A 14,094-nucleotide genomic window follows, 5' to 3' on the forward strand; every position below is an offset into this window, starting at 1 on the left:
GTCAGATTACAGCGAAGCTTTTTGTTGCGACGCGGAAGAAGCGGATTCTTTTTCTTCCTCGACGCAGGTGTCGCAAGGCAGATGGCGGCCAATGAATTTGCGGTAGCTGAATGCGCCCAGCGCCGCGCCGACCACCGGTGCGCACAGCGGCACCAGGAAATAAGGAATATCTTTGCCGCCGGTGAAGGCGACGTTACCCCAGCCTGCCAGCCAGGCGAAGGCTTTCGGTCCGATATCACGCGCCGGATTCATCGCGAATCCGGTCAGCGGACCCATAGAAGCACCGATAACGGCAATCAGCAGACCAATCAGCAGCGGCGCCAGCGGGCCGCGCGGCACGCCGTTGCCGTCGTCGGTCAGCGCTAAAATCACGCCCATCAGGATAGCGGTAATCACCATTTCTACCGCGAAGGCCTGCACAAAATTGATATGCGGGTTAGGGTAGGTCGAGAAGATACCGGCGAGCTCAAGGCTTTCCACGCTGCCGCGTACCATGTTGTGGGTGTGTTCGAAATCGAAGAAAAGATTGTAATAAAGCCCGTAAACTAATGCCGCAGCGCAAAAGGCGCCAGCGAATTGCGAAATAATAAAAGGTACAACTTTGCGCCCATCAAAGCAGGCGAATAACCATAAGGCGATGGTGACCGCCGGATTAAGGTGCGCGCCGGATACGCCCGCGGTCAGGTAGATAGCCATAGCCACCCCCAGACCCCAGATGATGCTGATTTCCCACTGACCGAAGCTGGCTCCTGCGACTTTGAGCGCAGCTACGCACCCAACGCCGAAAAAGATCAACAACCCGGTACCGAGAAACTCTGCGATGCACTGGCCTTTTAATGTTGATGTCTGGCTCATAATCGGATCCTGAAGCGAAGTGATTATTGTAAGTATGTTGGTCGCGGACGACCACGGTGCCTTGTAGGCATAGTGTTAATTTATCGTTAACGAGCATAAACGAGAAATATCGAAATTTAAATTTGTGTCCCTCGTCAAGAAAATGAGCGTTTTCGCGCCATAAACGCGTGTTGCGGCACATTTACCCACCTTTTCCTGCGTATTTTGTTATCTCATTGATTAACAATCGCCAGAGAAGTTCGGGGCAATTGCCGCGAACGCACCAGGTAAAGACTGAAAAGTGTTGCAAACCGCAATCTGCGCGGGTTGTCGCTGGACAGGTGAGGCGGGGATTCATACAATCGACGACAACACCGCTATTGTGCGCTAATTCGTTAAGGCGGGACCGCGTATACGAAACACGAGTTTCTATCAACGCCTTGCAAGATCAGGAGAGGTATGACGATGTCATTAGAAGTGTTTGAGAAATTAGAATCTAAAGTTCAGCAGGCGATTGATACCATCACTCTGTTGCAGATGGAAATCGAAGAGCTGAAAGAAAAGAACACCACGCTGGCGCAGGAAGTGCAGAGCGCGCAGCACGGCCGTGAAGAGCTGGAGCGTGAAAATAGCCAGCTGAGAGAACAACAGCAGGGCTGGCAGGATCGTCTGCAGGCGCTGCTGGGCCGCATGGAAGAAGTCTAATCGCTTCCCGCCCCTTCCCGCCCGGGAAGGGGTTTTCTCTATCCCCCCGCTTTATATCTCCAGGTTATAGCCAATCTTTTTTTATTCTTTAATCATTGATTCGCTTTCTGGCACGCTTAGTTCATCACAACACGACATAAAGAGAGCGGTGCGATGAATAAGTGGGGCGTAGGGTTAACTCTGTTGCTGGCATCCGCCAGCGTGCTGGCAAAAGATTATCAGCTGTTAAACGTATCGTACGATCCGACGCGCGAGCTGTACGAACAGTACAATAAAGCGTTTAGCGCGCACTGGAAGCAGGAAACCGGCGATAACGTGGTGATTCGTCAGTCGCACGGCGGCTCCGGCAAACAGGCGACGTCGGTTATCAACGGGATTGAAGCGGATGTCGTCACCCTGGCGCTGGCCTACGACGTAGACGCCATTGCTGAACGTGGTCGTATCGATAAAAACTGGCTGAAGCGCCTGCCGGATAACTCCGCGCCGTATACCTCAACCATCGTGTTCCTCGTCCGTAAGGGCAACCCAAAACAGATCCATGACTGGAACGACCTGATTAAACCCGGCGTATCGGTCATCACCCCGAACCCGAAAAGCTCCGGCGGCGCCCGCTGGAACTATCTGGCGGCATGGGGCTATGCCCTGCATCAGAATCACGGCGATCAGGCGAAAGCGCAGGAGTTCGTGAAAGCGCTGTATAAAAACGTTGAAGTGCTGGATTCCGGCGCGCGCGGTTCCACCAACACCTTCGTAGAACGCGGGATCGGCGACGTGCTGATTGCCTGGGAGAACGAAGCGCTGCTGGCGACGAAAGAGCTGGGCAAGGACAAGTTTGAAATCGTGACGCCGAGCGAGTCCATTCTGGCCGAGCCGACGGTTTCCGTCGTCGATAAAGTGGTGGATAAGAAAGGCACTCGCCAGGTGGCGGAAGCGTACCTGAAGTATCTCTACTCGCCGGAAGGCCAGGAGATTGCGGCGAAGAACTTCTATCGTCCGCGCGATCCTGATGTGGCGAAGAAATATGCCAACGAGTTCCCGAAACTGAAGCTGTTTACCATCGATCAGGAGTTCGGCGGCTGGACGAAAGCGCAGAAGGAGCACTTCTCCAACGGCGGTACCTTCGACCAGATTAGCCAGCGTTAATCCTCTTGCCCCTGCTGGCGCTACGCTTAGCAGGGCTACAGTTCTGCGCCGTCCGGTAGCCCGGGTAAGGCGTTAGCCGCTACCCGGGAGTCCCTGCTTGCGCTACGCTTAGCAGGGCTACAGTTCTCCGCCGTCCGGTGGCCCGGGTAAGGCGTTAGCCGCTACCCGGGATAACTCCTCGCCGACCATCTGTTTTCATTTAGTCATCAAATTACGTTACTCTTCCGGTTCAGGCTTAACAGGGAACGATAATGAGAAGAGTAAGATACTTTTTGTGGGCGCTGCTGGTGGTTGTTCTGGCGGCGCTGGCTGGCGGCTACTATTGGCTGCATTCCGGTAACCCGAACGCGTTACGTCATATTGTCCTGCAGCAGTGCGTACCCAATCAGCAGCAATATCAAAATCCGTCGCCGTGCGCGGAAGTGAACCTGAAAGGCGGCTACGTGTTGTTTAAAGATCGCAACGGCCTGCTGCAATATCTGCTGATGCCGACCTACCGTATTAACGGTACCGAAAGTCCGCTGCTGTTGGATCCGCTGACGCCGAATTTCTTCTGGCAGGCGTGGCAGGGACGCGAAATTATGAGCCAGCGCCGCGGCGCGCCAATTGATGATAATGCGGTATCGCTGGCGATTAACTCGCGCAGCGGGCGCACGCAAAACCATTTCCATATTCATATCTCCTGTCTGCGTCCCGATGTCCGCGCGCAGTTAGATAATGATGCGGCGACAATTAGCAGCCGCTGGCTCCCTTTGCCGGGCGGTCTGCAGGGCCATGAATATCTGGCGCGTCGGGTAACGGAAGCCGAGCTGGCTCAGCGCAGCCCGTTCCTGATGCTGGCGGAAGAGGTACCGGAAGCGCGCGAACATATGGGGCGTTATGCGTTAGCGATGGCGCGGCAAAGCGACGGCTCGCTGGTGCTGTTGGCGACAGAGCGTAACCTGCTGACTCTCAACCGTGCTTCAGCGGAAGAAATTCAGGATCATAGCTGCGCAATTCTTAACGCAAACCACTAGTTCTGGCGTTTACCTGTCTTTCCTGTCGTCGTATTCTTGCTGAAAAAAACGACAGGAGACAGGCATGTCGCTCTGGCTAACCCACCCGCTGTTCCTCCCTTCGCTGATCGTCGGCATCACCATTGTGCTCTGGGCGACTTCGCTGTTACCGGAATTTATCACCGCGCTGCTGTTCTTCGCGGCGGCGATGATGACCAAAATCGCTCCGCCGGAGGTGATCTTCGGCGGTTTTGCTTCCTCCGCGTTCTGGCTGGTGTTCAGCGGCTTTGTGTTGGGGATCGCCATCCGTAAAACCGGACTGGCGGATAGAGCGGCGCAGGCGCTATCGGCGCGGCTCACCGACTCCTGGCCGCGGATGGTCGGCAGCGTCGTATTACTGAGTTATGCGTTGGCGTTTGTGATGCCATCAAATATGGGGCGCATCGCGCTGTTGATGCCGATCGTGGCGGCGATGGCCCGGCGCGCGGGGATAGCCGACGGCACGCGCGGCTGGTACGGCCTGGCGCTGGCGGTGGGCTTTGGCACCTTCCAGCTATCTGCGACCATTTTGCCTGCTAACGTGCCAAATCTGGTGATGAGCGGGGCGGCGGAAGGCTCTTACGGGATCCATTTGAATTACGTTCCCTATTTACTGCTGCATACGCCAGTGCTTGGCTGGTTGAAAGGGGCGTTGCTGGTGGCGCTGATCTGCTGGCTGTTTCCCGGCAAGCCGCATCCGCCGCGCGAGCTGGCGCCGCTGGCGCCAATGAGCCGTGACGAAAAGCGTCTGGCGTGGCTGCTGGCGGTGGTGTTGACGTTATGGGTGACAGAGAGCTGGCACGGCGTCGGCCCGGCGTGGACCGGCCTGGCGGCAGCGGTGGTCACGCTGCTGCCGCGAGTAGGATTTATCAGCGGTGAGGAGTTCGCCAGCGGGGTGAATATGCGCACCTGCATTTATGTTGCCGGCATTTTGGGACTGGCGATTACCGTGACCCAAACCGGGATTGGCGGCGCGGTGGGTAACGCGTTGCTGCAGGTGATGCCGCTGGATAAAGATAATCCGTTCACCAGCTTCCTGGCGCTGACCGGAATTACCAGCGCGCTGAATTTTATTATGACCGCCAACGGCGTCCCGGCGCTGTATACGACTTTTGCGCAGAGCTTTGCCGACGCGACCGGCTTTCCGTTGCTGAGCGTGATTATGATTCAGGTGCTGGGTTATTCCACGCCGCTGCTGCCATACCAGGCGTCGCCGATTGTGGTGGCGATGGGATTAGGTAAAGTCCCGGCGAGAGCGGGGATGTTGCTATGTCTGGCGCTGGCGGCGGTGAGCTATTTGATTTTGCTGCCGCTGGATTATGCGTGGTATCAGCTATTAGGGAAATTGTAGCGATAATATAAAACCCGGCTCGCGCTGCGCTAAGCCGGGTTTTCATTTGGCGAATTTGTCAGCAACCCCGGCAGCGTTTCACCACCGGGAAAGCGAATTACGCTTTTTTCGCCGCTTCTGCAGCTTTAACGATCACCGCGAAAGCGTCTGCTTTCAGGGAAGCGCCGCCAACCAGCGCGCCGTCGATGTCCGGCTGGGTGAACAGCTCTGCGGCGTTGCCGGCGTTAACGGAACCGCCGTACTGGATGATGACCTGCTCAGCGATTTTAGCGTCAGCTTTAGCAATGTGGTCACGGATGAATTTGTGTACCGCCTGAGCCTGCGCTGGGGTAGCGGATTTACCGGTACCGATAGCCCATACTGGTTCGTACGCGATAACCACGCCTTCAAAAGCGGCTGCGCCCTGAGTTTTCAGCACCGCGTCGATCTGACGTGCGCACACTTCTTCAGTTTTGCCCGCTTCGTTTTCAGCTTCGGTTTCACCGATGCACAGAACCGGCGTCAGACCCTGCTCTTTCAGTACAGCGAATTTCTTCGCGATCAGCTCGTCGGATTCTTTGTGGTAGGTACGGCGTTCGGAGTGGCCGATGATGATGTACTGCGCGCCGATATCTTTCAGCATTTCGGCGGAGGTTTCACCGGTGAATGCGCCGGACAGGTTCACGTCAACGTTCTGCGCGCCCAGGTGGATGTGGCTGCCTTCTGCCGCACGCTTAGCCAGGTCGAGATACATTTCCGGCGGCGCGATTGCCACTGCACAGCCGCTTACGCCGGCCAGTTCAGTACGCAGGTTAGCAACCAGTTCGTTTACCATGTGGCGGCTGCCGTTCAGTTTCCAGTTACCCATCACTAAAGGATGTCGCATTTTAATTCTCCACGCTACTAAGCGAATTAAGGAATATAGCCGCCCCAGAGGGCAGCATGGTCTGTGAAACAGTATAGAGACTCGTCACTGGAAAGGCTTTGCTTTTTGTCATTTATTGTTGTCTTCCAGCGTTTCAGATAGCGCCAGCTTAATCGGTTCAATGGCGAAAGTTAGCCCTTTTTCCCCGTGATCTGCCACTACATAGCGCACCGCGCCTTCGGTTTCGGTGTAGTAGCGTTTGCCTTTGCCGGCGGTCAGCAGTTTTTGCAACTTTTGCTGGCTCTGCAGTGGACTTAGCGTCGGTACAAAAGCGCGAAGAATAGCGCTCATATACTCCTGCGCTTTCGCTTTCGCCGCTTTTTGTTCCGGCCCCTGAATCGGCAGCCAGGTTATCTGCATCGATTTAATCTTTAGCGTGCCGCGCTCCAGCGCGGTAGAGGCATACAGATTCTCGTTAATCTTGGTGGCAGCGCGGGTCAGGTTAGCTTTATCGCGGCTGGAGGCGATAGAACGAAACTCGTTAAGCGGCAGTTTCGGATTATCGGCATTAAATTTTTCGCGGAACTCGCTGATGCTGACATCAAAAATCGGCGCGCTGGGTAAAAGATAGGGGGCGGTGGCGGCGGATTCTGTTTCTGCGGACAACGCCATCGGGCCGACAGATAACGCTGTCAGCCCAATCAAACTTAAGATTGCCCACTTCTTCATGCCTGTCTTTCCTTTTTTTGCCTGCCGACGATTAAAACGGGAACCGTCACGCTTGTCAAAAAGTGACGCCTTCAGGGTAAACTACGCGAATGATGATGATAAGGAATAAAACATGACCCTACAGCAGTGGTTATTCTCAATTAAAGGCCGTATTGGCCGCCGGGATTTCTGGATTTGGATCGTTATCTGGGTGTTGACCATGAGCGCGCTGTTTACCCTCGCGGGCAGCAATTTGCTGAGTTTACAGACCGCGGCGTTTATTCTCGTCTGCCTGCTCTGGCCGACGGCGGCGGTGGTGGTGAAGCGTCTGCACGATCGCGGGAGATCCGGCCTCTGGGCGCTGCTGATGATTCTGGCGTGGATGCTGCTGGCGGGCAACTGGGCGATGTTGCCGCAGGTCTGGCAGTGGGGCGTCGGGCGCTTTGTACCGACGCTGATTATCGTCATGATGTTGATCGATCTGGGCGCGTTCGTCGGCACCCAGGGCGAAAATAAGTTTGGTAAAGAGACGCAGGATGTCCGCTGGAAAGCGGACGCCTGATTACCAGTAGTGCTCTGCTGTCATATGGCCCGGTCGGCGACGCAGATGTTTGGTCATCTGCCGGGTCTCTTTCAGCAACTGCTGGGTATCACGCACCATCTGCGGGTTACCGCACAGCATCACGTGGCTGGTATCGGCGGTCATAGCCAGGCCGACCGCCTCTTCCAGCGCGCCGGTTTCAATCAGAAACGGCACCCGGCCGGTCAGCGAACCTTCCGCTGTCTCGCGGCTGACCACGGTCTGGATACGCAATTTGCCGGCGTAGCGCTGCTCCAGCTCGCGCATTTGCGGTAAATAGCTGAGGTCGGCTGCGTAGCGCGCCGCATGCACCAGCACCAGGTTTTTGAAGCGATCCAGGTCTTTCCCTTCTTCCAGAATCGACAAATAGGGGCCGATCGCCGTACCGGTGGCGAGCATCCACAGCGTGTCGCAGTCCGGCACCTCTTCCAGCACGAAGAAACCGGCGGCTTCGCTAACTATCTGAACGTCGTCCCCGGGTTTCAGCGCGGCCAGTCGCGGGCTGAGTTTACCCTCCGGAACGGTGACCAGGTAGAACTCAAGATCGGGATTGCTGGGGGCGTTGACGTAGGAGTAGGCGCGCTGCACGCGCTCGCCGTCAACATCCAGGCCCAGTTTAGCAAACTGCCCTGCGGTGAACGGCTCAACGGGCGCGTGAATGGTGAGGCTAAACAGTGCATCGGTCCAGTTTTGCACTTTTACAACTTTACCTGTAACCCAGTTTGCCATTGCGTCTCTCCTTTCAATCTCGTCAGTCTATCTTCACCGCGACGGGAGAAGATTTCCAGCCCGAAAAGGCTGGAAAGCTCGATTGATCAAATGTTTTACAGGATGTGTTGCTGGACGTCCGGGTCTTTTCGGTCGAGGTAATGAATCGACTGAATACGGCGGATAGTCCGCGATTTACCGCGGATCAGCAGCGTTTCAGTGGTCGCCATATTGCCCTTGCGGGTAATACCGTCCAGCAGATCGCCTTTGGTAATCCCGGTGGCGGAGAAGATGACGTTATCGCTGCGCGCCATTTCATCAAGACGCAGCACTTTACCCGCTTCGATGCCCATGGTTTTGCAGCGCGCCAGTTCGTTTTCACCGATACGGCGGTTCTCTTCGCTGTCGCCCTTCACGTGGTGACGAGCCAGCAGGCGGCCCTGCATATCGCCGTCCAGCGCGCGGATCACCGCCGCCGAAACCACGCCTTCCGGCGCGCCGCCGATGCCGTACAGCACGTCGACTTCGCTATCCGGCATACAGGTCAGAATAGAAGCCGCCACGTCGCCATCGGGGATCGCGAACACGCGCACGCCCAACTGCTGCAGTTGCGCAATGACCGCGTCGTGGCGGGGTTTTGCCAGCACGGTGACGGTCAGTTCGCCAAGCGGTTTATTCAACGCGCGGGCGATGTTGCGCAGGTTCTCTTCCAGCGGCAGATTGAGATCGATAGCGCCTTTAGCGCCGGGGCCGACAATCAGCTTTTCCATATACATATCCGGCGCGTTGAGGAAGCAGCCTTTATCGCCAACCGCCATCACCGCCAGCGCGTTGGCCTGGCCCATGGCCGTCATGCGGGTACCTTCAATCGGATCGACGGCGATATCTACCGCGTCGCCTTTGCCGGTACCCACTTTTTCGCCGATATAAAGCATCGGCGCTTCATCGATTTCGCCCTCGCCGATGACAATGGTGCCGTCGATATTGACGAGGTTGAGCATAATGCGCATGGCGTTAACCGCTGCGCCGTCGGCGGTATTTTTATCGCCGCGGCCCAGCCATTTATAGCCCGCCAGCGCGGCGGCTTCGGTGACACGCGAAAATTCGATGGCCAGTTCTCGTTTCATAATCCACTCGTTGTGTAGAAAAGTTGCCCGTAGCGCGGCAAGAAGGACGCGCTACGCGTTGGAATAGCGTTCGGTTTCCGGCATCCAGCGCTCAATCAGCGCCTGTGCCTGCAGCGGATAGCGTTCGTGAATATGGCGAGCAATGCGCTGAACATCGGGGATCATGGCCTGATCGCGCAGCAAGTCCGCTACTTTAAATTCGGCGTTGCCGGTCTGGCGGGTGCCGAGAAGCTCGCCGGGGCCGCGGATTTCCAGGTCTTTCTGGGCGATGACGAAACCGTCGTTGCTGTCGCGCAGCACCTGCAGGCGCTTCTGCGCCGTTTTGGAAAGCGGCGATTTATAGAGTAGCACGCAGTGGGAGGCGACGGCGCCGCGCCCAACGCGCCCGCGTAGCTGGTGCAGCTGCGCCAGACCCAGACGCTCCGGGTTTTCAATAATCATCAGGCTTGAGTTAGGGACGTCAACGCCGACTTCAATCACCGTGGTGGCGACCAGCAGGTGCATCTCGCCCTGCTTGAAGGCCTGCATCACTGTCTGCTTTTCCGCTGGTTTCATCCGCCCGTGGACGAGGCCGATATTAAGTTCCGGCAGCGCCAGTTTGAGCTCTTCCCAGGTGGCTTCCGCCGCCTGGGCTTCCAGCAGATCGGACTCTTCAATCAACGTACAGACCCAATAGGCCTGGCGACCTTCCTGGGTGCAGGCGTTACGTACGCGGTCGATAATGTCGCTGCGGCGCGTGTCCGGGATAGCGACGGTCGTTACCGGGGTACGGCCCGGCGGCAGCTCATCGATAACCGAGGTATCGAGATCGGCATAAGCGGTCATCGCCAGGGTGCGCGGAATCGGTGTTGCGGTCATGATCAGCTGATGCGGGTGGAAGCCCTGCTGCTGGCCCTTTTCCCACAGAGCCAGGCGTTGATGAACGCCAAAGCGGTGCTGTTCGTCGATAATCACCAGCGCCAGGCCGTTAAACTGCACCTGCTCCTGAAAAATGGCGTGGGTGCCGACAATCATCTGCACTTCGCCGTTGGCGATGGCTTCCTGCTGCGCCTGGCGCGCTTTGCCTTTCTGTTTGCCAGCCAGCCAGCCAACTTCAATGCCCAGCGGCGCGAACCAGCTGCGGAAATTATTGGCGTGCTGCTCGGCGAGCAGTTCGGTCGGCGCCATCAGCGCCACCTGCTTACCATGGGCGATAGCGCGCAAGGCGGCCAGCGCGGCAACCAGCGTTTTACCGGATCCAACGTCACCCTGCACCAGGCGCATCATCGGCACGTCCAGCGCCATATCGCGTTCGATCTCCGCGGTGACGCGTGCCTGTGCGCCCGTTGGTTTAAAGGGCAGGGAAGCCAGAAGCTGGGTTTTCAGCGTGTCGTTGGCGCTGAGCGGCAGCGCATGGTAGCGCTGGGCGCCGGCGCGAAGCGCCAGCATGCTGAGATTATGCGCCAGCAACTCTTCCAGGATAAGACGCTGCTGTGCCGGATGTTTACCGCTCTCCAGCTCGCTGAGCTGTAGCGACGGAGGCGGGCGGTGCAGCGTACGCAGCGCCTCCGGCAGGCTCATCATCCCCTGCGCCAACTCCGGCGGCAGCAGTTCGCTAATCGCGCAGGTTTCCAGCAGCTCAAGCGCCTGATCGGTGAGTTTGCGCAGCGTCGCCTGCTTAATGCCTTCAGTGGTTGGGTAGACCGGAGTGAGGGTTTCCTGCAGCTCCGGGGTACTCATATCACCCTGTACGCGATATTCCGGGTGGATCATCTCGGCGCCAAACTTACCGCGTTTAGCTTCGCCGTAGGCCAGCACGCGACGACCGGTCGCCAGGCTGTTTTTCATCGCCGCGTTGAAGTTGAAAAAACGCATGGTCAGGATGCCGGAGCCGTCGCTGATCTGACAGGTCATCATCCGGCGGCCGCCGAAGGTGATATTGCTGTTGAGCACTTCACCCTCTACGGTTGCGTAGACGCCCGGCAGCAGTTCGCCGATTTGGTACAGGTGAGTCCGGTCTTCATAGCGTAGCGGCAGGTGAAGTAGCAGGTCCTGAACCGTATGCAGACCGATTTTCGCCAGTTTGCTGCTCTGTGCGGCGCCAACGCCGGTCAGCGAGTTGAGCGGGACGGCATCTAACAGGCGGCCTGACATTGGATTTACCTCGCCGCCTGCATCGTTGCCCACCACGAGGCATCGGCTTCGACTTCACCCTGCTCGTTGACGTGGGGATAAGGCAGCCCTTTTTGTTTGGCGACGCGCGCCAGCACCGGGTAACCGCCTTCAAATAGCAGCCGCTGCTGCTCTTCAGGCGGCAGCATGCTATTGGCGCGTTGGTACATTCCAGCGTTCTGCCGCTGACGCTGCGCTTCGTAAAGGATCAACGCGGAGGCGACGGAGACGTTCAGCGACTGCACCATACCGACCATAGGGATAATGATGTCCTGGTCTGCCAGCGCCAGCGCTTCCTGGGTGATGCCGGTTTTCTCCTGGCCCATCAGGATGCAGGTCGGGCGCGTATAGTCGATTTCGCGAAAATCGATGGCTTTGTCGGAAAGGTGCGTCGCGAGGATTTGCATGCCCCGGCCTTTTAAGTGGCTGACGGCATCGCCGATAGTGCGGTGTGTTTTCACCTGCACCCAACTATTGCTGCCGGCGGCGGCAGAGGCCATGGTGCGCATACGGCTGCCAGGCCAGATGGCGTGTACTTCGTGTACGCCGATGGCGTCTGCGGTGCGGATGACCGCAGAGACGTTATGGGGTTTATGGACCTGCTCCATGCAGACCGTCAGATCAGGCTGACGCCTGGCGAGCATCTCGCAGATACGCGCATAACGCTGTGAATTCATTCTACTTAATCCTTCGAACTGCCTCGGCGTTAGCTGCACTCACTCACCCCAGTCACGTACTTCAGTACCTTCCTGGGGATTCGATTTTTGTAAAAGCTAATTTCGGTTACGAGTGACTTTAATCACGTCCGGCATGACGCGAATTTTGCGCATGATATTCGCCAGATGCACGCGATCGCGCGCGGTCAGGCGGATAAAGGCGCTGTAAACGCGGCCATCTTTTTCTTCCGTATTCAGGCTCTGAATATTGGAAGACGCGGTGTTGATTGCGGCCGTCAGGTTAGCCAGCGCGCCCTGGTGGTTGAACATATCCACCTTAATTTCGGCGATAAATTCCTGCGCAGTTTCTTTATCCCATTCGACCGCCATAAACTTCTCAGGCTCTTTCTGGTAGCCGCGGATGTTACGACAGGATTCATGGTGGATAACCAACCCTTTGCCTGGGCTGACGTGGGCGATGATCGGATCCCCCGGAATCGGACGACAGCACTTGGCGAAAGTAATCAGCACGCCGTCGGCGCCCTTGATCGGCAGATGGCCGTGATTCGACGCGTTGGCCGGTACCGGTGCGGCAGAGGCTTCGCCCTGCTGCAGGTTTTTCGCCACCACCACGCTCATTGCGTTACCGAGACCGATTTCCGCCAGCAGATCGTCAAGCGTGGCAAGCTTCATGCGGTCAAGTTCGCGCTGGATGTTCTCCGGCGGGATTTCTGCCAGCTTGCGGCTGCCGCCTAACGCGTGGTTGAGCAATCGGCGGCCAAGGCTGACGGAATCGTCGCGCTTAAGGTTCTTCAGCAGTTGGCGGATCTTGGCGCGCGCTTTCGAGCTGACGACAAAGTTCAGCCATGCGGCATTCGGGCGTGCGCCCGGCGCGGTAATGATTTCGACAGTCTGGCCGCTGGAGAGCGGTTGCGACAGCGGATAGGGCTGACGGTCGACGCGCGCGCCGACGCAGGCATGGCCGATATCGGTATGCACCGCATAGGCGAAGTCCACCGGCGTGGCGCCGGCAGGCAGTTCGACAATGCGCCCTTCCGGGGTGAAAACGTAAATCTCATCCGGGAACAGATCGGATTTAACGCTCTCGATAAATTCAAACGAGCTACCGGCGCTCTGCTGCAGTTCCAGCAGGCTTTGCATCCAGCGCTGAGCGCGGATTTGCGCGGTCGTGCTGCTTTCGCCGCCGTGCTCTTTATAAGCCCAGTGCGCCGCAACCCCCATTTCCGCCATCTGGTCCATATCTTCGGTACGGATTTGTACCTCGACCGGGACGCCGTGGGGGCCAATCATCGAGGTGTGCAAAGATTGATAGCCGTTCGCTTTTGGAATGGCGATGTAATCTTTGAAACGACCGGGACGCGGCTTGTAGAGGCTGTGCATTTGGCCCAGCACGCGATAGCAGATATCGGGATCGTGAACAATAACGCGGAAGGCGTAAATATCCATGATCGAGTGAAAACGCTGCTCTTTAAGCACCATTTTGCAGTAAATGGAGTACAGATGCTTTTCGCGACCGCTGACGCGGCAGGGGATCCCCGCTTCCTGTAAACGCCCTTCGATTTCAGAGAGGATCTTTTGAATCATCTCTTTACGATTACCGCGCGCTGCTTTAACCACTTCTTTGATGACGCGGTAGCGGTTAGGGTACAGCGCTTCAAAGCCCAGCTCTTCGAGCTCGGTTTTGATGTGATGGATACCTAGACGGTGCGCCAGCGGGCTATAAATTTCCAGCGTTTCGCGGGCGATGCGGCGGCGTTTATCCGGGCGTAGTGAGCCCAGGGTGCGCATATTGTGGGTGCGGTCGGCAAGCTTGATGAGGATGACGCGGATATCCTGCACCATCGCCATGATCATTTTGCGAAAGTTTTCGGCCTGCGCCTCTTTCTTATCGCGGAACTTGAGCTTATCAAGTTTCGACACCCCCTCTACCAGTTCGGCGACGCTTTTACCAAAAAGCTGTTCCATGTCCTGGTAGGTGGCAGGGGTATCTTCAATCACATCATGCAGCAGCGCGGCCATCAGCGTTTCGTAGTCGAGTTTCATCTCGGCCAGAATGCAGGCCACCGCTACCGGGTGCGTGATATAGGGTTCACCGCTTGAACGTGTCTGACCCTCGTGAGCGTCACGTGCAACGAGATACGCCTGCCGAAGGCGCTTGATTTGCTCTTCCGGCAGGTAGTTTTGAATCAGCTGATTCAGGCTTTCAAACAGATACAAGGGCGACCCGCTGTG

Annotated in this window: 13 protein-coding genes; 5 read left to right on the forward strand and 8 right to left on the reverse strand. The window is 57.2% G+C overall.

Annotated features, from left to right (window positions below; genetic code table 11):
- Positions 1-6: 6 nt before the first annotated feature.
- A complete protein-coding gene (locus ABLV07_RS08720; RefSeq protein ID WP_015369132.1) occupies positions 7-855 on the reverse strand; it encodes an MIP/aquaporin family protein in 849 nt (282 codons plus the stop codon).
- Between the two features lie 438 nt (positions 856-1,293).
- Here ABLV07_RS08720 and zapB point away from each other — a divergent pair, with 438 nt between their 5' ends.
- The 4 genes from zapB to ABLV07_RS08740 all read left to right on the forward strand — a co-directional run bounded on the left by zapB (position 1,294) and on the right by ABLV07_RS08740 (position 5,067).
- Complete coding sequence (gene zapB / locus ABLV07_RS08725) at positions 1,294-1,539, forward strand: septal ring assembly protein ZapB (protein WP_020077673.1); 246 nt, start codon at positions 1,294-1,296, stop codon at positions 1,537-1,539.
- A 153-nt stretch (positions 1,540-1,692) separates the two neighbouring features.
- Positions 1,693-2,682, forward strand: coding sequence for a sulfate ABC transporter substrate-binding protein (locus tag ABLV07_RS08730; protein WP_015369134.1), 990 nt, complete (start codon positions 1,693-1,695; stop codon positions 2,680-2,682).
- Positions 2,683-2,933: 251 nt separating this feature from the next.
- The gene (locus ABLV07_RS08735) at positions 2,934-3,698 is read left to right on the forward strand and encodes a CDP-diacylglycerol diphosphatase (RefSeq protein ID WP_348853495.1); all 765 of its coding nucleotides are present in this window, start codon (positions 2,934-2,936) and stop codon (positions 3,696-3,698) included.
- Positions 3,699-3,762: 64 nt separating this feature from the next.
- Positions 3,763-5,067, forward strand: coding sequence for an SLC13 family permease (locus ABLV07_RS08740; protein WP_142689353.1), 1,305 nt, complete (start codon positions 3,763-3,765; stop codon positions 5,065-5,067).
- A gap of 97 nt (positions 5,068-5,164) precedes the next feature.
- Here the strand turns inward: ABLV07_RS08740 and tpiA are convergent, their stop codons facing one another.
- Positions 5,165-5,932: a triose-phosphate isomerase gene (gene tpiA / locus ABLV07_RS08745; RefSeq protein ID WP_002922909.1), complete on the reverse strand. Its 768-nt coding sequence runs from the start codon at positions 5,930-5,932 to the stop codon at positions 5,165-5,167.
- A 108-nt stretch (positions 5,933-6,040) separates the two neighbouring features.
- Positions 6,041-6,640 carry a DUF1454 family protein gene (locus ABLV07_RS08750; RefSeq protein ID WP_015369137.1) on the reverse strand — a complete coding sequence of 200 codons (600 nt, stop codon included), beginning with the start codon at positions 6,638-6,640 and terminating at the stop codon, positions 6,041-6,043.
- A 112-nt stretch (positions 6,641-6,752) separates the two neighbouring features.
- On the opposite strand from ABLV07_RS08750, the gene ABLV07_RS08755 reads away from it, so the two are divergent.
- Positions 6,753-7,181, forward strand: a complete 429-nt coding sequence (locus ABLV07_RS08755) for a DUF805 domain-containing protein (protein ID WP_015369138.1) — start codon at positions 6,753-6,755, stop codon at positions 7,179-7,181.
- Here the strand turns inward: ABLV07_RS08755 and fpr are convergent, their stop codons facing one another.
- The 5 genes from fpr to spoT form a co-directional block, all read right to left on the reverse strand.
- Entirely contained in the window at positions 7,182-7,928 is a 747-nt protein-coding gene (gene fpr, locus ABLV07_RS08760; protein WP_015369139.1) for a ferredoxin--NADP(+) reductase, read from the reverse strand.
- Between the two features lie 95 nt (positions 7,929-8,023).
- Positions 8,024-9,034 carry a class II fructose-bisphosphatase gene (glpX, locus tag ABLV07_RS08765; RefSeq protein WP_015369140.1) on the reverse strand — a complete coding sequence of 337 codons (1,011 nt, stop codon included), beginning with the start codon at positions 9,032-9,034 and terminating at the stop codon, positions 8,024-8,026.
- Between the two features lie 51 nt (positions 9,035-9,085).
- On the reverse strand, positions 9,086-11,167 hold the full coding sequence (recG, locus tag ABLV07_RS08770; protein ID WP_015369141.1) for an ATP-dependent DNA helicase RecG: 2,082 nt from the start codon (positions 11,165-11,167) through the stop codon (positions 9,086-9,088).
- Positions 11,168-11,172: 5 nt separating this feature from the next.
- Positions 11,173-11,862: a tRNA (guanosine(18)-2'-O)-methyltransferase TrmH gene (gene trmH / locus ABLV07_RS08775; protein WP_015369142.1), complete on the reverse strand. Its 690-nt coding sequence runs from the start codon at positions 11,860-11,862 to the stop codon at positions 11,173-11,175.
- 96 nt (positions 11,863-11,958) lie between these two features.
- Positions 11,959-14,079, reverse strand: a complete 2,121-nt coding sequence (gene spoT, locus ABLV07_RS08780) for a bifunctional GTP diphosphokinase/guanosine-3',5'-bis pyrophosphate 3'-pyrophosphohydrolase (RefSeq protein WP_015369143.1) — start codon at positions 14,077-14,079, stop codon at positions 11,959-11,961.
- Positions 14,080-14,094: the final 15 nt, after the last annotated feature.

This window comes from Klebsiella sp. CN_Kp097, assembly GCF_040064495.1.
GTDB classification, from domain to species: Bacteria; Pseudomonadota; Gammaproteobacteria; order Enterobacterales; family Enterobacteriaceae; genus Klebsiella; species Klebsiella aerogenes.